Here is a 20,638-nt window from a genome sequence, read left to right on the forward strand (position 1 = left end):
ATGGAAGCGGCGGGGGACGTGCCCTGATACGGGGCCGGATCGGGGGCGTCGATGGTCGACACGGCGGGCACGGGTGTTGGGGCTGGAGGCGCTAGAGCGTCCGCTGAGCCGGAGGGTCCGGACGGTTCACCGCACGCCATCTTCGAACTGGCTCCGGAAGAAGACAGTGGCTCGGACACGCTGGGCCGTTACCGGTACCAGGCGGAGGTAGCCGCCCGAGAGTGTCTCGCCATGCTCACGGAGGACGCAATTGACTTCGTCGTCTGCGAGTGGCACGAGGACTTCGTCGTGGCGTGGGCCGATGGTTCGGTGGAACTGGTATCGGTCAAGCATCGCGAAGAAAATCAGGGCACCTGGTCGCTTACGGAGTTGTGCAAGAGCGGCGGCCTTACCCATCTCTTTGACCGCTGGTGCGCATGCGAGTGTGCCGCCAATGTCCGACTCAGACTGGCGACGAACGCGGCGCTCAGTCCGATCAAGGGTAATGCCGGCACGCTGGCTCGGATGTGCGGCCCGGAGCCGGAACTCACGGATGGGCTGTCCTCTATGGCGGAGACAATCGCCCGCCAGATGCTCAAAGTTCGTTGGAAACAGCCCTATCCCAATGTCCCGGACACACCCCAGGTGAGCAAGCTCGCTGACATTCAGGTGCCAACGGGGTTCGTGGAGAGGGTCCTTCGCTTCCTCGCAGTCCTGGAGATCTCTTGCGATCCACCCCAGCGAGCGCACATCACCGACGTCAACATCCAACGGCTTCTGGTACCTGCCGTCGAGCAACTGCAGCTGGTGCATGTCGACCTTGAGAGCACCTACCGGGCCGTCGTGGACCGGATCGAGCGTGCCAACCGTGATGAGAGCGACCGCAGCCAACTTGCTGTCTACATCGCCGACCCGAGCCGCGTCCGTCACAGCACGCGGATGCAGCAGCGCATCGGCCGGCGCAGCATCACCCGCGAGATCGTCCGCCAGGCGATCGCGTACACGACGGTTCAGCTGCCCACGTTCCCCCGAGGTCAGACGCCCGTGCTCGCACCGGGAGGGGCAAAGCTCGGCCGCAAGCTGCGCCGGGGCCTGGTTCCCTTGGACGAGGCGGCGTTCGCCGAACGGCTCCGCTCCGCGTGGTACACGACCTGGTCCGAGCGCCGCTCCGGCCTGGTCGGGGATGAAACCGACCTTTTGAACCTGTCCATGGACGTGCTGGAGATGGCCTTCGAGTGCCGACGCCATGCGCGCGCTCAGGTCGCCGAGGGCAGCGAGTTCGGCAACAAGATGAACGACTTGCTGGCCGAGAAACTGAAGGTCGACGCTCTACCGTCGCCGCCGCCGTTCCTGCTCAGCAACCTGCATTTGCGGGGACTGGCCTACCAGTTGTGCGACGAGTGCCTCTTCTTCTTCTCCGTGAATTTCAACACGGATGAGGAAGCCTCATGACCCACAGCGCTGACTTCGAGACCGCGGTAGCGCGCATGCGGACGCAGCGGCGGCAGGCAGAGCAGCGTGAGGTCCATTACCACGAGGCGCGCATTCTCCTGCTCATCTCGCAGTTCACGACCCCCAAAGGGGGGCTCGACGGCCTGACAAAGCTCGCTAAACTCGACTTCCTGCTGCGCTATCCAGCGATGCTGGAACGTCTCCTGCCCGCTGGCGAGGCGTCGTGGCCGGCAGGAACCGCCCCCACATCACCCGAGCGCCTCGCGGTCGAAAGCCGTATGACCCGCTACAAGTACGGTCCCTGGGACCAGCGCTACTACAGCGTCCTCGGCTCGCTCGCCGCCCGCGGCCTGATCGTCTACAGCAACAGCGCCAGAGCCGAATTCCGCGCCACGCCGCAGGGCGCCGCCGCCGCGGCCTCTCTTGCCACAACGCAGGAATGGGCCGTTGTCGCCAGCCGGATCAAGCTGCTCAAGCGGCATTTCAACAAGTCAGGATCGGCCTTGAAGAACCTCATCTACGACCGTCTGCCCGACGCTGTCGACCGGCCCTGGCGGACGGAGATCTGACATGGCCGTCCACCTGCGCATCGTCTCTTTGACCGTCACGACCGCCGAGGCGGAGCAGACCTACCGCTTCGACCGTCCGGCCACAGTGATCACCGGCCCCATCGGCACTGGCAAGTCGAGTCTGCTGATGCTTTTCAAGCACGCCCTCGGCGGCAGTGCCATGCTCACCCCGGCGGTCCGCGACCACGTCCTGTCGGTCCAGGCCGAGGTCGCGGCTGGCGACGAACGTGTCGTCCTCCGGCGGACCATCGAGGGAGACACCGCCGACTCTGTGGATCTCCTCGATCCACACTCCCTCGCGCTGGAACGCACCCTGCCTCTGCGGGCCTCGGAAGGCGTCACCACGCTCTCCGACCACCTCCTGGACGCGCTCGGCTTCCCGCGCGAACAGATCGCCGCACGGCGAGAAGGAGCAGCGAGGCCGCAGAACCTCACCTTCAACGACCTGTACGCCTACGCCTACCTCCAGGCACGCGAGATCGACCGCCAGGTCGTCGGTCACCTGGACAGCTGGTTTGAGACCAAGCGCAGAGAGCTCTTCCGCCTGATGTTCGGGCTCACCGACAGTGCGCTCATGGAGCTCAAACGCACCAGGAACCAGCTCTTGGACACACTGAAGGCCAGAACCGCCGAGCACTTCAACGTCAGCTCCTTCCTGGCAGCCTCCGACCACCGCAGTGACGACGAACTGCGGGCCGAATTAACTCAGTTGCGCGACACTCTGGAGCGCGCATCGTCCGCCCTGGCCAGCCTCCGCACCGAACTTCAGGAACAGACCGCCGCCGACACCGCGGTGCGTGACGAGCTGCAGAACGCCATCCGCGCCGCGCGGCAGACCGAAGAAGAAGTGTCCGCGGCCGCCGACCTCGTGGAGGCGCGGCATGCCGTCGTTGCTCAGGTACAGCTCGACCTCTCCCGTCTCGCACGGTCGGTCACAGCCATCGACCAGCTCTCCCCTTTCGAGTTCGTCGTCTGCCCGCGGTGCATGCAGTCGCTGGCGGCCCGGGCCGTCGAGGACGGTCACTGCCTCGTCTGTCTCCAACCCGACCCCGTCGAGGCCGACATCGACCCGGCTGCCATCGAAGAGACACGCACGGCCCTGCAGCAGCAGCTTGAGGACGCACAGCGCATCCAGCAGTCGGACGAGGCGCACCTGCAGACCGTCCAGGAGCGGTCGCAGCAACTCAGCTTCGCCGTCACCAGCCTGCGCCGAGAGCTCGACGCCCAGACCCGTGATGCGGTCGCCCCGCGCTTCGACGCCATCGCCGAGGCCAGCTCCCGCGTCGCCTCGCTCAAGGCCAGCATTGATGCCATCACCCAACTGCGCGAATCCTGGGCACGGGTGCGCACCATCGACGCGGACATCCGCTCACTCAAGGCCGACCGCCGGCAGGTGAACAAAGACATCAAGGAGAAGTCCGAGCAGCTCAAGGCCAACCAGACTCTGCTCGGTGATCTCAGCACTGAGTTCAGCCGACTGCTCACCAGCTGGAACCTGCCGTGGGTCGACACGGCCGTCATCGACCGCGACACCTACCTGCCGGTGGTCAACGGACGGCCATTCGAGACCCTGCAGGCTTCCGGCGGGGGCATCGCCACCTCCGTCAACCTCGCCTACAGCCTCACGCTCCTTGCCTTCGGACTCGACCACTCCGACGTCCTCGTTCCATCGCTCCTCGTGATCGATTCACCGCGCAAGGCATTTGGTAACAACGCCTCCGACCGGCAACGCGCGGCCGAGATCTACAGTCGCTTCAGGACGCTGGCTGACGCTTATGGCGAACGCTTGCAACTGATCATCGCCGACAATGACCCCCCGCCCATCACCAGCGACTCCTTCGGCAAGGTGGAGTTCGACTACGAGAACCCCATGGTGCCCGGTGTGGATCATCCCGGCCCTGATCAGGTCACTCGCATCGAGAGCCAGCTAGATAGCTGACGTTCTGGGTGTCTCGCGAGAGGCGGTACGCAAGTGGCGGTCTCCGGTTCGCCGCGAACCGGCGGGAGAGCCTGGCGGCAATTGGCCGACGTCACCGCCCCGAGGGTCAGTAGGGTGGCTTCATGCCGAAGAACGAACCGTTCATCATCGACGGAGTCACTTACGAGCGCGATTCAGCTCCGGGAGAGGGCGGATCGGCCGTGGTGTGGAAGGCTCGCCGTAAGCCGGACGGTCAGGTGTTCGCAGTCAAACGGATTAAGAAGGCCCGCGACGCGGACTCCGCTCGTAACAAGCGTTTCAAGCAGGAGATCGAGTACGGGCAGACATCGAGCCACCCGAACGTCGTGAGTATCCACGCGCGCTCCGAGGACGCGAACTTCTTCTACTACGTCATGGACTTCTACCCTATGACGCTGCGAAACGTGATCAACGACGAAACCGATGCTGACGTGCTTCTCGACTACGCGCGTCAGCTCTGCGATGCGCTCGCGTACGTGCACGGTGACGGCATAGTGCATCGCGACATCAAACCTGAGAATGTCCTCGTCGATCCTGATGCGCGTCGGCTCGTCCTGGCTGACTTCGGCATCGCACATTTCAAGGACTCCTCGCTCACGAATCGCGGGGACCTCCTAGTGAACCGGAACTACCTCGCTCCCGAGCAGATGGTGAGGAACAACGCCCTGGGTATCGGTAAGCCGGCGGACATCTTTGCACTCGGCCTCGTCATAACCGAGATGTTCACGAAGCAGAACGCCCGAGGGCGACGACACGCGCTTGTGCGTGACCGCTACCCCTTCCTGGCCGACCTTGACCTGATCATTGAACAGATGCTGCTCCAAGATGAGGCCCAGCGGCTCCGCATCGACACCGTACGCGGCATGCTTCGGGTAACCCTCCAGCGGCTCGACTCGGCAATCGAGGAGGTCTCCGATGATCTGCGCCCCAACGAAGCGTCCGCCGACAGCTCGTCCGGCGAGGTCGAGCGGATCCTCGGCCGTGCCGCCAGAGACGTGCTGTCGGCGAAGCATATCTTCGAGCGGGTCGCCGACGGAGAGCTCGACCGATTCAACCTCAACTATCACTGCGAGGTTGCGTACCGGGTGAGCACGGTGCTGTTCAATACATGTGCTCAAGCCGTTATATATGCTTCGTGCAAGGCGAAGTTCGACTATGAGGGCGCCGGGCGGTGGGACGAGAACGACGACGCCCTCGTGTTGTCGGCCGCCAAGCCGGGACTCCAACGCGAACTGGAGACGATTCTGGCTGATTTCCCCCTCCCCCGCTCCTCCCTCTGGGGCGGTCTGCCACGGCGGTCGGCTCACTTGTTCCGGTTCTGCAAGGACTACCACTGCAAAGAGCTGCTGACGAGCATCCGCGAATCTGTCTACGGTGACGGCAATGGATCGTTGCGGGCGAATCTGATCAGCGCCCCGATCCTCTGGATCACCCGCTGGATGCGTACGAAACTGGACACCGACTACCTGGAGTTCAACAAAACAGTTCGCGAGGAAATCGGTTTCGAGCGCCACCTCTCGGTGGTCTGGGACGAGACGCTTCCGTTGGATTCGGCCCGAGAAGCGGTGGGAGTGGATCTGTTGACCGAGCCGCTCAACGCCGACAGGGTCGCCGGCACACTGCAGGTGCTTGAAGCTAAGTGGGATGTCTCCGTGGGAGAGCTCGTAGACGGTGAGTACTCGGTCATGTTCCGGTCACGCAACACGTACCACTGCTTCCGCGACGTGGCGCTCAGCCTCGCGGAACCGGGCTCAGTATTCGAAGCCGACGTCCTCAATCTGCTCCGCCCTGAGGCCGAGTTCGACGACCTCGTCGCACTCACATGGGATCGGGACTTCGACGTGGCCACCACGCTCGGGAAGGTCCTCGGCGCCCTCACGCGCTAGTGTCCTGAGTCCAAAGTTCAAGGGCGGTCCTAGGGCCTGTTGCGAAAGTGGCTGAAGGTGCGGGGTCGTTCAGAGACTGCGGATGGCCTCGGCCAGGTCGGATCCGTAGGAGGCCCAGCAGATCACCGAGCCGTCATCATCGAGCTGCCCCATGAACCACTCACCGTCGTCCCTCACGAGGCACAACTCGTGGAACGCAAGAATCACATCGGGCCGGAGCAGCTCGTAGTCGCCCTGACCGGCCACCTCGACGACTACGAGCCGATCGAAGGAGAGCGGGGCGGCGCTTGGGTCTCCGGAAAGAGCACGCACGCGCTCGATCGTCCATCCGGCGGGGAGTCCTGAGTTCACCGGCGCATGGTCCCAGCAAGGCGCCCGTCACAGCCACTCGTTAAGGACTGCGACCAGCACGGTCGCCTCGTAGCGGACGGCGAGCTTGTCATACCGGGTGGCGACAGCGCGATGTCTCTTGAGGCGGTTGATCCCGCACTCGACCGCATGGCGCTCGCGGTAGTCGGCCCGGTCGAAATGCGGCGGCCGACCGCCGCGGAAGCCGAGCTTTTGGCGGTTGCGCGCCTGGTCAGCCTTTTCCGGGATCGTGCAGCGGATCCCGCGGCGGCGCAGGTAGGCGCGGTTCTTGCGGGAGGCGTACGCCTTGTCAGCACGCACCCGATCGGGACGGACGCGTGGCCGGCCCGGCCCGATGCGGGGCACTCGGACCTTGTTCAGCACAGGTTCGAACTGCGGCGAGTCGCCGCGCTGCCCTGCCGTCACCACGATCGACATAGGCTTCTGACCCTGCTCAACTGCCAGGTGAAGCTTGGTGGTGAACCCGCCGCGCGACCTTCCCAGCCCATGATCACGGGGCTCGGTGAAGATGCCTCCCGGCGGTTCTTTCTGCAGGTCGCCCTGATTGCGCGCCCCGGCCGCATGCTGATGGGCGCGGCATACCGTGGAGTCGACGCTCAGGTCCCACGTGATCGCACCCTTCGCGTCGGCCAGGGACTGGAGCTGGGTGAGGATCCGCTGCCAGGTGCCGTTCCGCTGCCATCGGCGGAACAGGTCGTAGACCCGGCTCCACGGCCCGTATCCGACGGGGACGTCTCGCCATGGAACACCGGTGCGGACCCGGAACCGTATGCCGTCGATCAACTGCCGCCGAGGCCAGGCGGGCGGTCGCCCCGCCTTGGCACCCTTCGGCAACAACGGCTCCAGCGCCGCCCACTGCTCGTCCGTGAGATCTCCCCGACCCATGAACCGTGATCATTCACAACTCAAGATCCACTTCGATACACGGCCTAGGGCGGGGTGGTGCCTGGTTCGAAGCCGTTGTCGCTGGAGTTGTCCGATCGACGAACGACAGGTGCTGCGTGGCCGGTTGCGCAAGCGGACGGCGTCTCAGGCGTTGATGTTGCGGTCGAGGATCGTGCTGGCGTGTGCGGAGGGTCGGGCGAGCGCGCAGGCCGCGCTCGATCTGGGTGGGCTGGACCTGCTGCTACGTTCGAAGATCCAGCCGACCAGGGACGATGCGGCTATCTGGCGCCGGGGCCGTCCTGGACATCCATCGCCTCGCAGCTTCTCCAAGCTGCCGACCTGCCCGAAGCGCGGAAGCGTCTGACCCACTCGTCCAGCGACTGTGCGACGCGGCGTTCAGGCCTGTGGCTGAACCGTCTTGAGCATCTGCAGGGCGACACGGATTTCTTCGACCGCACTGGCGCGGTCGTCATCCATCTCGTGAAAGTGCATCGTCTCGTTGCGGATCGTTCTGACTCGGTCCAAGCGCTCGGTGAAGCGCACCTGGGGGAACTGCCAGCCCGTCGCCTCCCACACGTCGGAACGTTTCAACAGCTGCACGTAGTCGCTGAAGTTCATCCCCTTCGTGGCGAGTTTCTGGATCTTGGTCGGGTCGCCCGGCAGGCCGTACCCGCCGGTCGTCTCCTTGATCCGGCGCAGGGCGAGGATGAGGGCGCGGCGCAGTCGGCGTTCCAGTTCCTCCAGGAGGGCGTAGGGCCGCAGCTCCTGTTCGAATCGGTGGGCTAGATCGTGCCCTGTCACGATGCCCGACAGGGTCCCGTCCGGGTTGACGACGAACACGCAGCCGTGGTCCGCGACGTTGACTAGGCAGTCCACCAGGGGGTCGTCAGTACGTACCGATCGGACCTTCAGAACAGCAGCATCCTTGACCAGCGCGTTCGTGGGGCGATTCGTCGCGCCGATTTCCCGCCAGGTGATGGAGCCACGTAGGTGACCGTCATCGTCGAGAACGGGTAGCTGATCGAAGGAGTGCTCGGACATGATCTCTATAGCGAGGTTCAGCGGGTCGGACAGGTGGACCGACTTCAGGCGACTGCGGGCTGAGGGAAGCCGTCCCACCGTCACCACCACCGGGACTGTTCGCGAAGCCTGCTGCTCATCTCCGTCCTCGTCTTCGTCCCCTTCCACAGCGCCGATCGCCGTCCCAGCGTCGGTCGCTGTGTCCTCGTCGGGAACGTCGAGGAGTTCAGGTCCTGGATCGTCAGGTTCCACGGTTTCCAGTTCGAGGGCACCCGTCTCTTGCCCCAGGAGCTGCCGCTCGGCTTCCGGGGCCTGCCCGATGGGGATGACACGGATGGTGTGGTCGATCGGGACCTCGGTAAAAGGCGGGACGGTCGAGAGGCCGAACTCAGCCAGATCACGCCGGATGGTGGCTATGGCCTTGGACGAGCGGCTCACGACGTCCCAGATGCTTAGGAAGTCGCGTACGGCAAGTTCTATGGGGCGGCCCTTGGCTGCTTCAGCCACTTTCTCGGCCAGGGCAGCCGGGCCTTCCAGGAGCCTCAAGTGCTTGGGAGCGTCGGGGTTTCCCGGATCAGGGCTGCCATTGGCAAGGGCGGTGAGCCGGGATGCTGCGTCGAGACGGCGCAGCTCGCTCACCGTGAGGAGTGAGCCGAGCGTGGCACGCAGGTCCGCACGAAACTCGGAGCGTGGCACATCGGTACGGCTCCAGGTAACAGTGCGTACGTGGCGCAACCCGGGGGGCGAGTCAGCCCGGTATTGGTAGTCGCCGGTGAGGTACCCGATCGCAACGCTGCCGGCCTTCAGAGGGAGCACGATGATGTCGCCAGGAGTTAGAACGGCACGAAAGCGCCACAACTGGCCTTGCCAGTTGCTCAGGACCCGCGGGTTTTCGCGTGGGTAAGCCTTGTCGATCTCTGTGCGGAGGTCGTCCCAGGATGAGCAGTGGGTGAGGTCACCGACCTCGGGCCAGCCAGCGATAGTTAGGCCTTCGCTGAGTGAGGCGTCCTCGCGTTCGCCGTCAGCCCCGGCCCGGATCATCCATGCCTTCACTACGCAGCCCCCTCAGGCAGGTCACTGGAAAACGTACTCGTCTGAGTATCGCGGGCTTGGCCAGGGGGAGGGTACTTGGGCTATGGGAGTAGCCGGGAAGGCAGGATGCTCCTCACTGGACCGTCGCCTACAGAGGAAAGGAACCTTTGCCGACGCGCTGACCCGGCGCTCACGTGCGCCAGGCAACCGGCGTCCCGCATCGCCTTGAGGCCGCAGCAGCGGCACGACAGATGTCCTGCAAATACGACACCTATCGTGCTCAGGCTCACAGCGCCCGGACTGTTGCTTGGAACACTTTTGCAAGCATGCGCTTGCAATAGTTAGCGGGGCGACGCAGGATGTGCGTATGGCATCACTCAACGTCGGCAACCTCGGTGAGTATCTGCGCGAGCAGCGGCGCAACGCGCAGCTGTCGCTGCGGCAGCTCGCCGACGCCGCCGGGGTGTCCAATCCGTATCTGAGCCAGATCGAGCGCGGGCTGCGCAAGCCGAGCGCGGACATTCTGCAGCAGCTGGCCAAGGCGCTGCGGATCTCCGCCGAGACGCTGTATGTGCAGGCCGGGATGCTCGACGAGCGGGAGCGGGAGGAGTTGGAGACGCGTGCCGTCATCCTCGCCGACCCCTCGATAAACGAGCGGCAGAAGCAGGTGCTTCTCCAGATCTACGAGTCGTTCCGCAAGGAGAACGCACTCGACGCGGAGAGTACGGAGGGCATGGACGCCTCCGGAACGGAAGCCTCCGGAACGGAAGCCCCCGAAATCGGAGCCCCTGTGAAGGCCTCCGGACGAGAGACCGGTACGGACGCCGGTGGTTCCGGGAGTTCCCGGGGCTCCTCCGGCGGCTCCCGCGCGACAGACGGCAGTGCTGCCACCCCACCCTCACACTGATCCGGGAGGACCACAGTCATGGCCATCACCGATGACCTGCGTAAGACCCTCACCGACCCGACGCCCCTCTACTTCGCGGCCGGTACCGCCGATATCGCCGTCGAGCAGGCCAAGAAGGTGCCCGGTCTGATCGAGCAGCTGCGGGCCGAGGCCCCGGGGCGGTTGGAGGCCATGCGGAATTCCGACCCCAAGGCCGTCCAGGAGAAGGTCTCCGTCCAGGCCAAGGAGGCCCAGGCGACCGTGCAGGCCAAGGTCACCGAAGTGATCGGCTCGCTCGACACCGATCTGAAGAAGCTGGGCGAGACCGCTCAGGACCTGGCGCTGCGGAGTGTGGGCGTCGCCGCGGAGTACGCGGTCAGGGCGCGCGAGACCTACGAGAAGGTCGCCGAGCGTGGCGAGCAGACCGTACGCGCCTGGCGCGGTGAGGCCGCGGACGAGATCACCGAGATCGCCGTCGCCGTCGAGCCCGCGGCGGCGCGGAAGGCCACCCCGAAGCCGGTTCCGAAGACGGTTCCCAAGGCGGAGACGAAGGCGCAGACCAGGGGCGCCGTCAAGCCCGCCGTCAAGCCCGCGGGGAAGCCCGCGGTCAAGTCCGCCGTCAAGCCCGCACCGAAGGCCGAGCCCAAGACCGCCGCCGCGAAGAAGACCGCCCCGCGCAAGACGACGGCGAAGAAGACCACCCCGCCGGCCGGCAAGTAACCGACCGCGAACCGCACACCCGCGACGGAAGCGGGCCGGGCACCTCGGGGGTGTCCGGCCCGTTATCCAGGTACCTTGGCGTACGGGCCGCGACGTCTCCTCCACCCCTTAGGCGGTGCTCCGCATGTTGCTCGAAGGATTCGGCACTCTTCTCTGGCTGCTCAATCTGGCCATGCTTGTCCTGGCCATCATCGCGCTGTTCCTCTCCGCCACGGCTCGTGAGGACGCCTATCGCGCGGCGGACAAGCAGACGAAGAAGTTCTGGCTGATCATTCTCGGGGTCACGGTCGCCGTGAACCTCTTCGTACCGATGCTGTTCCTGCAGATCGCCGGGCTTGTCGCCACGATCGTCTTCATGGTCGACGTACGGCCGGCCGTCCACGCGATCTCCGGTGGCGGCGGCGGGCGCCGGGGCGGCGGTTCCAGCAGTGACGGTCCTTACGGGCCCTACAACGGCGGGCGCTAGGCAGCCCCGGCAGACCCGACCGGCCCAGCAGCCCCAGCAGACCCGACCGGCCCGGCAGGGCCGCCCCGGCCCAGGAGCAGCACCGCCACGTCGTCGGTCAGCTCCCCGCCGTTCAGCTCGCGGGCCTGGGCGACCGCCGCCTCCAGCAGGTCGTCGCCGCTCAGGCCCTCGGCCAGCTGGCGGTTGATCATCTCGACCATGCCCTCCTGGCCGAGCCGCTGTGTGGTGCCCGGACCGATCCGGCCCTCGATCAGCCCGTCCGTGTACATCATCAGACTCCACGACCCGCCCAGCTCGACCTGTCGGCGCGGCCAGCGTGCGCGCGGCAGCAGCCCCAGGGCCGGGCCGCCCTCCTCGTGCGGGAGCAGCTGGGCCGCCCGCCCCCGGCGGGTCACCAGCGGTGACGGATGGCCCGCCAGGCAGAGGCCCGCCCGCCGGCCGTCTGGCGCGATGTCGACCGTGCAGAGCGTCGCGAAGATCTCCTCGCTCTCCCGCTCGTGCTCCAGGACCTCCTGGAGTGTGGAGAGCAGCTGGTCGCCGCAGAGCCCCGCCAGCGTCAGCGCGCGCCACGCGATCCGCAGCTCCACACCGAGCGCCGCCTCGTCGGGGCCATGGCCGCATACATCGCCGATCATCGCGTGCACCGTGCCGTCCGGCGTACGGACCGTGTCGTAGAAGTCCCCGCCCAGCAGGGCCCTGGAGCGGCCGGGCCGGTAGCGGGCCGCGAAGCTCAGGTCCGAGCCCTGGAGCAGGGGAGTGGGCAGCAGGCCGCGCTCCAGCCGGGCGTTCTCCTGCGCGCGCAGCCGGGACTCGGTCAGCTGGCGCTGCGCGACATCCGCCCGCTTGCGCTCGACGGCGTACCGGATGGCGCGGCTCAGTAGCCGCCCGTCCAGCTCGTCGCGGAACAGATAGTCCTGGGCGCCGACCCGCACCGCCGCGGCGGCGCGCTCGGCGTCGCCCTCCGCCGCCAGCGCGAGGACGGCATGGCGCGGTGCGAGCCGCAGGACGTCCCTGAGCGGGGCCAGCTCGTCGCTGCCCTTCGTGCCGGGAAGGGCGAGGTCCACCAGGATGCAGTGGATGTCGTCGGTGAGCAGCCGCTCGGCCTCGGTGAGGTTGCGGGCGGTGCGGATACGCAGGCGCGTGCCGGTCCCCTCCGACAGCTCCGGGGCGGTGAAGAAGCCCGCCGGGTCGTCCTCGATCACCAGGAGGACGAGGTCGCCGCCCTTGGCGGCGGTCTCCGCGGCGGGCTGTTTCTCCACTGCTGAACCTGTGCGCTGCCGCGGAACGGGTACGGGTACGGGCATCGGTCTGGGATTCCTTTCCCTCCCCCCGAGGGCGCGGGTGGGGCGACGATCGACGCCTCACCAGACGGGGACCATAGCGTTAGCCGCCGCCCCAGCGGAATGGCATACAGATGAAGAGCCAGCGTCATATGCCGCTTCCCGTCACGCATCCGGCGTGATCGGGCGCCCAATGGCCATGACAAACATCACGTACGGCTGCTCCGGGCTCACCGTCGAGGCGTGCGAGCCGGCGCGTGTCCGTGCGAGGCGAGTTGTCGTGAATCCGCCCTATTTGTCCGGGCGGACGACTCCGAGAATTCGCATCGATCCGGCCCCGGCCAGCGTCACGTTCCGGCCCGGCCGCGGCGAGTGCACGATCGCGCCGTCCCCGATGTACATCCCGACATGGCTCGCGTCCTGGTGATAAATGATCAGGTCGCCGGGGCGCATGTCCTTGATGTCGATCCTGGGCAGCAGCCGCCACTGCTCCTGCGAGGTGCGCGGTATGGGCCGCCCCGCCGCCGCCCACGCCCGGGAGGTGAGCCCGGAGCAGTCGTACGAGTCCGGTCCCTCCGCGCCCCAGACGTACGGCTTGCCGATCTGCTCCGTCGCGAACGCGATCGCCTTCTTGCCCCGCGCGCTCGACGAGCGGTTGATGTCCTTCAGTGCCCCGGAGCCGAGCCAGGCCGTCTGCGCCTTCAGCGCCGCGTCGCTCTCCAGCCGCGCCAGCCGCGCCCGCTCGTCCTTCTCCAGGCTCGCTTCGAGCTTCTCGGCGGCGGCGATCCGCTCCGTGATCTCCTTCTTCGCCTTCTCCTTCTTGACCCGGCCGGCCTCCAGCCGCTGCCACTGCGTGGACGCGTCGGCGGTGTACGTCTTCAGGTCTTCCTGCGCCCGGGAGAGTTCGGCGATGAGATCGTGGGTGGCCTTCTGGCCCTGCTGTATTCGTCCGACCGCGTCCAGGAAGAGCCGTGGATCGTCGACGAGGACGAGCTGCGCCTCGGGCGGCAGCCCGCCGCCCCTGTACTGCGCGCGGGCGGCGGCGCCCGCGCGCTTCTTCAGCTCGTCGATCCGCAGCTGGCCGCTGACGATGTCCTCGGCCAGCTCGATGACCTCGGTCGACTGCTTCTTGGTCTCTTCCTCGGCGAGGTTGTAGGCGTCGGTGGCGGACGCGGCCTTCTGGTAGAGCGCCTCGATCTCCTTGCGGATGTCTTCGAGGGACTTCTTGCCCGAGCGGGTGGCGGAGCCGGGCGGGAGTTCGACCGGTGGCGGGGCGACGGCCGGCGCGGACGGCGCGGGGCTGGGGTCCGGGCCTGGGGCCGCGTACGCCCCGTTCATCATGACCGGCGACGCCAGTACGGCGAGCGCGCAGACCACGGTGATCGCGGCAGCGGCGCTGCGACGTCGGTTCACCAAGCTCCCCCTCCGAGCCAACCCACTGCACGACATGACACGAACGAACGCGAAGGAATCTGACGAAGTGTCAGGAAACTCTTCCAACGCCGCGATCGTGTCATGCCCTTGGTCAAAGGGACAGAGGGTCCAGGCATCTCACCGGAAGCACCGGCCCCCATGAGGACGAACGGGCAGCCGCCCGCGTTCCCCCGGTCAGGCTCCGATGCCCGAACCGGGCGCGAGCGCCGACCAGTTCACCGTCAGCTCGCCCTGCCGCCGCCGGCGCGGATCGTCCACGAGCGGCCAGTCGGCCGCCAGCTCCCGTACGGCCCTGATCCACCGCTGCCGCGCGCCCAGCGAGGCGTACGGAGCCGCCGCGGCCCACGCCCGGTCGAAATCGCGCAGGAACGCGTGGACCGGCTCGCCCGGCACATTGCGGTGGATCAGCGCCTTCGGCAGCCGCTCGGCCAGATCGGAGGGCCGGTCCAGCGAGCCGAGCCGGGTAGCGAACGTCACAGTCCGCGGCCCCTCGGGGCCGAGCGCCACCCACACATGCCGCCGGCCGATCTCGTCGCAGGTCCCCTCGACCAGCAGTCCGCCGGGCGCGAGCCGGGCGCACAGCCGCGCCCAGACCGCGGTGACCTCGTCCTCGTCGTACTGCCGCAGCACATTGGCCGCGCGGATGAGCACCGGCCGTACGCCCCCGGGCAGCGGGACCTCGAAGCCGCCGTGCCGGAACCGGAGCCCGTCGCGCTCGTACGGGCGCGCGGCGGCGACCCGGGCCGGATCGATCTCGACGCCGACGACCTCGGTACGCGGCTCCGCCGTCCGCAGCCGCCGCAGCAGCTCGACCGCCGTCCAGGGGGCGGCGCCGTACCCCAGATCCACCACCACCGGGTCCGCCGCGCGGCGCAGCGCCGGGCCGTGCGTGGCGGTGATCCAGCGGTCCATGCGGCGCAGCCGGTTCTGGTGGGTGGTGCCACGGGTCACCGTGCCCACCGGGCGGGGAGAACGGGAGGTCGCGGGCGCCATGGGAACGAGCGTAACGACACCGGGCGGCCGGGCCGCCCGGCACGGGGCGGGGGACGGTTGAGTTACGGCCGGTAATGATTTGGCAAAACGGAAATGCGGGAGGGGATTCCGCTGTTGTCGGCCTTCGGAGGGCGTCGCACACCCTCCCTTCGCCATGCTCCGAATCTCCGCGCGAGAGGACCGTAGACGTGAGCCAGTACGTGTCCCGTATCGCCGGCACGTTCGTGGGACCGCCCCGTCTCAGGCTCCCCGGCCAGCACCGCCGGCCACGCCGGATCGCCATGCTCAGCGTGCACACCTCCCCGCTGCACCAGCCGGGGACGGGCGACGCGGGCGGCATGAACGTCTATATCGTCGAGCTGGCGAAGCGGCTGGCCGCCATCGACATCGAGGTGGAGATCTTCACCCGCGCCACCACCGGCGGCCTGGACCCCGAGGTCGAGCTGGCCCCCGGTGTGCTCGTACGGCATGTGGACGCGGGCCCCTACGAGGGCCTGGCCAAGGAGGAGCTGCCCGCGCAGCTGTGCGCCTTCACCCACGGGGTGATGCAGGCATGGGCCGGCCAGCGCCCCGGCTACTACGACCTGGTCCACTCCCACTACTGGCTGTCCGGACATGTCGGCTGGCTCGCCTCCGAGCGGTGGGGTGTCCCGCTCGTCCACGCCATGCACACCATGGCGAAGGTCAAGAACGCCGCGCTCGCCGAGGGCGACCGGCCCGAGCCCGCGGCCCGGGTCATCGGCGAGACCCAGATCGTGCGCGCCGCCGACCGGCTGATCGCCAATACGGACGAGGAGGCCGCGGAGCTCGTCCGCTTCTACGACGCGGACCCTGCCAAGGCCGCCGTCGTCCACCCCGGGGTGAACCTGGAGTGTTTCTGTCCGGCCGACGGCCGCGCCGCCGCCCGGTCCCGGCTCGGGCTTCCGCGGGACGCCTTCATCCCGCTCTTCGCGGGCCGAATCCAGCCGCTGAAGGCCCCCGACGTGCTGCTGCGCGCCGTGGCCGTGCTCCTGGAGCGGGATCCCTCGCTGCGCCGAAAGCTGGTCGTGCCGGTCGTCGGCGGCCCGAGCGGCAGCGGTCTGGCCAAGCCGGAAGGGCTCCAGAAGCTCGCCGCGCGGCTCGGGATCGCCGATGTCGTACAGTTCCGGCCGCCGGTGGGCCAGGCTCGGCTGGCGGACTGGTTCCGGGCCGCGTCCGTGCTCGTCATGCCCTCGTACAGCGAGTCCTTCGGCCTGGTCGCGATAGAGGCCCAGGCGGCGGGCACCCCGGTGGTGGCGGCGGCCGTGGGCGGGCTGCCGGTGGCGGTACGGGACGGGACGACCGGCTTTCTGGTCCGGGGCCACGAACCGGCGGCCTACGCACGGGCGCTGCGTGAATTCCTCGACCACCCGGAGCTGGTGGACCGGATGGGCGCGGCGGCCTCGCGCCATGCCCAGTCCTTCGGCTGGGACACGGCGGCGTCGGCGACGGCGGAGGTCTATACGGCCGCGGTGCACGACCACCGGCGGCGCGGGCGCGCGCACCACCGCTGACGTACGCTCGCTCCATGGCCGATGGACAGCAGACCTCCCGGGACGCCGTACAGGCGCAGGCGGCGCGGGTCATCGAGCAGACGCTGAAGAACGCCGAGCTGGCGTGGGAGAGCCCGGAGCCCGGCTCGTACGTCGTCACCCTCCCCGGCACCCGCAAGCTCTCCACGACCTGCTCCCTGCGCGTCGGCCGGCACGCGCTGTCCCTCAACGCCTTTGTCATCCGGCACCCCGACGAGAACGCGGAGGGCGTCCACCGCTGGCTGCTGGAGCGCAACCTCAGGCTGTACGGGGTGAGTTACGCGGTCGACGGGCTCGGGGACATCTATCTGACGGGCAAACTCCCGCTGGCCGCCGTCACCGAGGACGAGATCGACCGGCTGCTCGGCTCGGTGCTCGAAGCGGCGGACGGGTCGTTCAACACCCTGCTGGAGCTGGGGTTCGCGCGTGCGATCCGCAAGGAGTACGCGTGGCGGGTGTCCCGGGGGGAATCCACCCGGAACCTGGACGCGTTCGCCCATCTGACCCAGGGTCCGGCCGGGCCTTCCGCCTGACCTGAACTCGCCTGAACCGGCCCGACCCGAGCCGGTCCGACGTGCCTGCCCGTCCGGCCCGAACTTTCGCTCAACGACTCGGCGTTCGACATCTTCCCGGCCGCCCGAGGGCATGGCATGCTCACCTCCAGACGCAGACCTGAACATCGTTCATATATATGGAGGCGAGATCATGTCGACGGAGCCCCGGCGTCAACGCGCCCTCGGCAGACGGACGCTGCTCGTCAGCGCGATCGCCGTCGCCGCCACGGCCGGAGCGATGGCCACCGGAGTCACCGGAACCGCCGCCGCCGGCGAGCGCAGGCCGCCGAGGACGTCCGCGCTCTGGCGCGAGTTCGCCGAGTCGCCGTACACCCACCCGCAGATCCCGTACGTGGGACGCGCGGGCTCGCACGCCGGCGCGCGAAGCCTTCCCCGGTACCCGGTCGTGGCCGATGTCCGCGCGTACGGCGCCAAGGGCGACGGCTCCGTGGACGACGCCCCCGCCATCAACCGTGCCCTCGCCGCTGCCGCGGAGCGTGGCGGGGGCACGGTCTCCATCCCGCCCGGGACGTACCGCGTCGACGACGTGATCCGGATCGCGCACAGCGGCGTCGTCCTGCGCGGCGCCGGCAGCGACCGTACGAAGCTGTACGCGACCCGGAATCTGACCGAGGTGATCGGCCCCTACGGCAGCCGCTACGGCGGCGACAAATCCAGCTGGTCCTGGGCCGGCGGCCTCATCTGGCTCTGTCCGCAGGAGCGTTGGGACACGCTCACCACCGCCATCAAGGCGCGGAACTGGCCCTTCGAGGGCTGGACGGGCAACGCGCGCGACGAGTGGCGCACCCTCACCGCCGTCGCCAGGGGCAGGCGGGGCGACCGGTCCGTGACCGTCCGGGACGCCTCGAAGCTCCGGCGCGGCCAGTTCGTTCTCCTCCAGCTCACCGACGACACGGACCACACCCTCCTGAAGCACATCGCGGGCGGCGGGCCGGGCCCCGAGGCGTACGACTGGCCCGCCATGACCAAGCTGACGTCGTACGTGCCGTACGAGTGGCCGGTGCGCATCACCGCCGTACGGGGCCGTGAGGTCACCCTGGAACGTCCGCTCCCGCTGGACGTACGCCCGGAGTGGGACCCGAAGTTCACCACCTCGGTCACCCCGCTCACCGGATCCGGAGTCGAGGGACTGACCCTGGAGGCCGTCGAGACCCCGCAGTCCCCGCACCTCCTCGACAAGGGCTACAACGGGGTCGCGTTCCAGTGCGCGTACGACTGCTGGGCCGAGGACGTCGTCGTACGCCATGTCGACAACGGCTTCGGCCTGATCGGCGCCTCCGCCTGCACCCTGCGCCGTACCCGGGTCGCGGGCCGCGGCTCGCACCACCCGTACTACTGCCGCGAGGGCTCGCACGACAATCTGATCGAGGACTTCGTGATCGAGCGGCGTACGGTCCCGGCGCCGGCGGGCACACAGCTGCACGGCATCAATGTCGAGGGGCTGTCCAGCTACAACGTCTGGTCGCGCGGGCGCATGGAGATGGGGACGTTCGACACGCACCGGGGGATGCCCTTCGCCAACGTACGGACCGAGATCACGGTCAGCAACGACGGCCGGCACGGCGGCGACGCGATCGCGGGGCCGCTGTACGGGGCGCGGTTCGCGCACTGGAACGTCACCGTCACCAATGAGCGCGCGGGGCTGATCAAGATCGACGAGATCGCCCCGTACAGCGTGACGGCCGGGATCAGCGAGGTGCGGGAGTTCGACCAGATCGATGTGCCGGACTTCCAGGGCGAGTTGCACACGCGGCTGGAGGCGTACGGCAGTCCCGGGGACCTCAGGCCGCGCAATCTGTACGAGGCACAGCGCGAGCTGCGCTGACGCCGTCCTCCTCCCTGTTCGGCCCCCGCGCGGTCGCCGGACGGCCCGCGCCGACCCAGGATCGTTCTGACAGCACAGTGGGCCTGACGTGCGCGGGACGGGTTCGATGGACGAGGACGCAGAGCACCGCGATCGCCCCGAAGGCGGCGGAGGGGAGGGCGGGGGAGGGCTGGACCGCAGGCGCTTCCTCGGGGCCGCCGCGGGCGGGGCCGCCGGTCTGGCGCTGGGCGCGGCGGCCGGCTGCGACTCCGCGGGCGGCGCGGGCGAGGTCTCCGGCGGCACCCCCACCCCCGCCCCGAGCGCCGGCGGTACGGACCGGCCGGCCGCCGACGCGGCGGAGCGGAAGCGGCCCGGCAGCCCGGACTGGCGTATCCGCTCGGCGGGCCCGCCCGAGGCCGTCGAGGGCCATACCGACAGGGTGAGCGTGCTGCCGGGCGAGGAGTTCGGGCTGTACGTCTCGACGACCGCGCCCGGCTTCCGCGTCTCGGCGTACCGGATCGGCTGGTACGGCGGCGCCCAGGCACGGCTGGTCTGGCGCTCCGGCCGGATCGCGGGCCGGGTCCAGCGTCGCCCGCTGCTGATCGCCGGGACCCGGAGCGTACGGACGGACTGGGACCGTACCGCCGCGGTCCGTACCGACGGCTGGCCGGAGGGCGCGTATCTGCTCCGGCTGGACGCGGAGAACGGGCACCAGCGCTACGTCCCGCTGATCGTCCGCTCGGCGAGCGCGGCGGGCAGGACGCTGCTGATGCACGCCCCCGCGACCTGGCAGGCGTACAACCTGTGGGGCGGCTCCAGCCTCTACGAGGGCGACGACGGCGCGTACGCGACGCGTTCGTTCGCCGTCTCCTTCGACCGGCCGTACGACAAGAGCGGCGCGGAGAAGTTCCTGGTGTACGAGCGCGCCCTCGTGGTCCTCGCGGAACGGCTCGGCATTCCGCTCGCGTACACCACGGGGGTGGACGTGCATCTCGCCCCGTCCGTCCTGCGGGACGCCACGACGGCGGTCGCGCTCGGCCACGACGAGTACTGGACCCCGGAGCAGCGCCTGCACGTGACCCGGGCGCGCGACGCCGGGACCAATCTGGCCTTCCTCGGCGCCAACACCTGCTTCCGCCGGATCAGGCTGGAGAAGGGCTCAACAGGCGCTGTCCGTACGGTGGTCTGCTACAAGACCGCCTACCGGGACGACCCCTATCTGGAGGCCCACCCCGAGATGGCGACCACCGACTTCCGGGTGCCGCCCGCCGCCGACCCGGAATCCTCCCTGACCGGCGTCCTGTACGAGGGCTATCCGACCGACGCCCCCTATGTCGTCCACCAGGCGGGCCACTGGCTGTTCGCGGGGACGGGGGTGAAGCGGGGCGATTCCTTCGACCACCTGGTGGGGGTGGAGTACGACCGGGTCACGCCGGGGCAGCCGGCCCCGGCGCGGCTGGAGATCGTCGCCCACTCTCCGCTCGTCTGCAAGGGGCGCCGCAGCCACGCGGACTCCGCGTACTACACCGTGCCGAGCGGCGCGGGGGTCTTCGCGTCCGGGACGATGCGGTGGGTCGAGGGGCTGATGGCCGGGACGCGGGAGAACGGCCGTAACCACGGACTGGACGCGCGGACCGGGGCCTTCGTCACGCGCACGACCGAGAACGTGCTCCGCGCCTTCGCGAAGGGCCCGGCCGGGCGGACGATGCCGGAGCCGAGGGAGAACGTACGGAGTGTGTACGGGGACGCGGCGACGGCGTGACGGACGGCGACGTGACGGG

General features: G+C 68.5%; 17 protein-coding genes. 11 read left to right on the forward strand and 6 right to left on the reverse strand.

What is annotated here, in order from left to right; translation table 11 throughout:
• The first annotated feature begins 51 nt into the window (after nt 1-51).
• The 4 genes from ACFRKB_RS14920 (at nt 52) to ACFRKB_RS14935 (ending at nt 5,843) form a co-directional block, all read left to right on the forward strand.
• Nucleotides 52-1,431 carry a dsDNA nuclease domain-containing protein gene (locus ACFRKB_RS14920; protein ID WP_383106136.1) on the forward strand — a complete coding sequence of 460 codons (1,380 nt, stop codon included), beginning with the start codon at nt 52-54 and terminating at the stop codon, nt 1,429-1,431.
• Nucleotides 1,428-2,000 (forward strand): hypothetical protein, encoded by a 573-nt coding sequence (locus ACFRKB_RS14925; protein WP_383106138.1) that lies wholly within the window; start codon nt 1,428-1,430, stop codon nt 1,998-2,000. Before ACFRKB_RS14920 ends, ACFRKB_RS14925 begins: the two co-directional genes overlap by 4 nt.
• 1 nt (nt 2,001) lies before the next feature.
• Nucleotides 2,002-3,939, forward strand: coding sequence for an AAA family ATPase (locus ACFRKB_RS14930; protein WP_383106139.1), 1,938 nt, complete (start codon nt 2,002-2,004; stop codon nt 3,937-3,939).
• Nucleotides 3,940-4,061: 122 nt separating this feature from the next.
• Nucleotides 4,062-5,843: a serine/threonine-protein kinase gene (locus ACFRKB_RS14935; protein ID WP_383106141.1), complete on the forward strand. Its 1,782-nt coding sequence runs from the start codon at nt 4,062-4,064 to the stop codon at nt 5,841-5,843.
• 69 nt (nt 5,844-5,912) lie between these two features.
• On the opposite strand, the gene ACFRKB_RS14940 is transcribed toward ACFRKB_RS14935, so the two are convergent.
• The 3 genes from ACFRKB_RS14940 to ACFRKB_RS14950 all read right to left on the reverse strand — a co-directional run bounded on the left by ACFRKB_RS14940 (nt 5,913) and on the right by ACFRKB_RS14950 (nt 9,170).
• Entirely contained in the window at nt 5,913-6,155 is a 243-nt protein-coding gene (locus ACFRKB_RS14940) for a hypothetical protein (protein WP_383106143.1), read from the reverse strand.
• 66 nt (nt 6,156-6,221) lie between these two features.
• On the reverse strand, nt 6,222-7,097 hold the full coding sequence (locus ACFRKB_RS14945) for an IS5 family transposase (RefSeq protein ID WP_383106144.1): 876 nt from the start codon (nt 7,095-7,097) through the stop codon (nt 6,222-6,224).
• A gap of 396 nt (nt 7,098-7,493) precedes the next feature.
• Complete coding sequence (locus tag ACFRKB_RS14950) at nt 7,494-9,170, reverse strand: CBS domain-containing protein (protein ID WP_383106146.1); 1,677 nt, start codon at nt 9,168-9,170, stop codon at nt 7,494-7,496.
• Between the two features lie 346 nt (nt 9,171-9,516).
• Between ACFRKB_RS14950 and ACFRKB_RS14955 the strand changes: the two genes are divergently transcribed.
• The 3 genes from ACFRKB_RS14955 (at nt 9,517) to ACFRKB_RS14965 (ending at nt 11,221) form a co-directional block, all read left to right on the forward strand.
• Nucleotides 9,517-10,056 (forward strand): helix-turn-helix domain-containing protein, encoded by a 540-nt coding sequence (locus ACFRKB_RS14955; protein WP_383106148.1) that lies wholly within the window; start codon nt 9,517-9,519, stop codon nt 10,054-10,056.
• An 18-nt stretch (nt 10,057-10,074) separates the two neighbouring features.
• A complete protein-coding gene (locus tag ACFRKB_RS14960) occupies nt 10,075-10,755 on the forward strand; it encodes a hypothetical protein (protein ID WP_383106150.1) in 681 nt (226 codons plus the stop codon).
• A gap of 124 nt (nt 10,756-10,879) precedes the next feature.
• Complete coding sequence (locus ACFRKB_RS14965) at nt 10,880-11,221, forward strand: DUF2516 family protein (RefSeq protein ID WP_365975958.1); 342 nt, start codon at nt 10,880-10,882, stop codon at nt 11,219-11,221.
• Here ACFRKB_RS14965 and ACFRKB_RS14970 read toward each other — a convergent pair.
• From ACFRKB_RS14970 to ACFRKB_RS14980, 3 genes are all read right to left on the reverse strand, one after another.
• Nucleotides 11,218-12,525, reverse strand: a complete 1,308-nt coding sequence (locus ACFRKB_RS14970; protein WP_383106151.1) for a PP2C family protein-serine/threonine phosphatase — start codon at nt 12,523-12,525, stop codon at nt 11,218-11,220. The genes ACFRKB_RS14965 and ACFRKB_RS14970 overlap by 4 nt on opposite strands.
• A 267-nt stretch (nt 12,526-12,792) precedes the next feature.
• Nucleotides 12,793-13,914: a C40 family peptidase gene (locus ACFRKB_RS14975; RefSeq protein ID WP_383106153.1), complete on the reverse strand. Its 1,122-nt coding sequence runs from the start codon at nt 13,912-13,914 to the stop codon at nt 12,793-12,795.
• Between the two features lie 195 nt (nt 13,915-14,109).
• Nucleotides 14,110-14,928, reverse strand: a complete 819-nt coding sequence (locus ACFRKB_RS14980) for a class I SAM-dependent methyltransferase (protein ID WP_383106155.1) — start codon at nt 14,926-14,928, stop codon at nt 14,110-14,112.
• A gap of 188 nt (nt 14,929-15,116) precedes the next feature.
• Here ACFRKB_RS14980 and mshA point away from each other — a divergent pair, with 188 nt between their 5' ends.
• The 4 genes from mshA (at nt 15,117) to ACFRKB_RS15000 (ending at nt 20,619) form a co-directional block, all read left to right on the forward strand.
• Complete coding sequence (mshA, locus tag ACFRKB_RS14985; RefSeq protein WP_383106157.1) at nt 15,117-16,460, forward strand: D-inositol-3-phosphate glycosyltransferase; 1,344 nt, start codon at nt 15,117-15,119, stop codon at nt 16,458-16,460.
• A gap of 14 nt (nt 16,461-16,474) precedes the next feature.
• The gene (locus ACFRKB_RS14990; protein WP_383106158.1) at nt 16,475-17,011 is read left to right on the forward strand and encodes a type III secretion system chaperone family protein; all 537 of its coding nucleotides are present in this window, start codon (nt 16,475-16,477) and stop codon (nt 17,009-17,011) included.
• A gap of 172 nt (nt 17,012-17,183) precedes the next feature.
• Nucleotides 17,184-18,878, forward strand: coding sequence for a glycosyl hydrolase family 28-related protein (locus ACFRKB_RS14995; protein WP_383106160.1), 1,695 nt, complete (start codon nt 17,184-17,186; stop codon nt 18,876-18,878).
• A gap of 106 nt (nt 18,879-18,984) precedes the next feature.
• Nucleotides 18,985-20,619 carry a N,N-dimethylformamidase beta subunit family domain-containing protein gene (locus ACFRKB_RS15000; RefSeq protein WP_383106162.1) on the forward strand — a complete coding sequence of 545 codons (1,635 nt, stop codon included), beginning with the start codon at nt 18,985-18,987 and terminating at the stop codon, nt 20,617-20,619.
• Nucleotides 20,620-20,638 lie beyond the last annotated feature (19 nt).

Source organism: Streptomyces scopuliridis (assembly GCF_042790125.1).
Taxonomy (GTDB): domain Bacteria; phylum Actinomycetota; class Actinomycetes; order Streptomycetales; family Streptomycetaceae; genus Streptomyces; species Streptomyces scopuliridis_A.

Bases quoted from the DNA above. Each gene is read 5' to 3' on its own strand.
- ACFRKB_RS14920 (WP_383106136.1), top strand. From the start codon at position 52: ATGGTCGACACGGCGGGCACGGGTGTTGGGGCTGGAGGCGCTAGAGCG.
- ACFRKB_RS14925 (WP_383106138.1), top strand. From the start codon at position 1,428: ATGACCCACAGCGCTGACTTCGAGACCGCGGTAGCGCGCATGCGGACG.
- ACFRKB_RS14930 (WP_383106139.1), top strand. From the start codon at position 2,002: ATGGCCGTCCACCTGCGCATCGTCTCTTTGACCGTCACGACCGCCGAG.
- ACFRKB_RS14935 (WP_383106141.1), top strand. From the start codon at position 4,062: ATGCCGAAGAACGAACCGTTCATCATCGACGGAGTCACTTACGAGCGC.
- ACFRKB_RS14945 (WP_383106144.1), bottom strand. From the start codon at position 7,097: ATGGGTCGGGGAGATCTCACGGACGAGCAGTGGGCGGCGCTGGAGCCG.
- ACFRKB_RS14955 (WP_383106148.1), top strand. From the start codon at position 9,517: ATGGCATCACTCAACGTCGGCAACCTCGGTGAGTATCTGCGCGAGCAG.
- ACFRKB_RS14960 (WP_383106150.1), top strand. From the start codon at position 10,075: ATGGCCATCACCGATGACCTGCGTAAGACCCTCACCGACCCGACGCCC.
- ACFRKB_RS14965 (WP_365975958.1), top strand. From the start codon at position 10,880: ATGTTGCTCGAAGGATTCGGCACTCTTCTCTGGCTGCTCAATCTGGCC.
- ACFRKB_RS14970 (WP_383106151.1), bottom strand. From the start codon at position 12,525: ATGCCCGTACCCGTACCCGTTCCGCGGCAGCGCACAGGTTCAGCAGTG.
- ACFRKB_RS14980 (WP_383106155.1), bottom strand. From the start codon at position 14,928: ATGGCGCCCGCGACCTCCCGTTCTCCCCGCCCGGTGGGCACGGTGACC.
- ACFRKB_RS14990 (WP_383106158.1), top strand. From the start codon at position 16,475: ATGGCCGATGGACAGCAGACCTCCCGGGACGCCGTACAGGCGCAGGCG.
- ACFRKB_RS14995 (WP_383106160.1), top strand. From the start codon at position 17,184: ATGTCGACGGAGCCCCGGCGTCAACGCGCCCTCGGCAGACGGACGCTG.
- ACFRKB_RS15000 (WP_383106162.1), top strand. From the start codon at position 18,985: ATGGACGAGGACGCAGAGCACCGCGATCGCCCCGAAGGCGGCGGAGGG.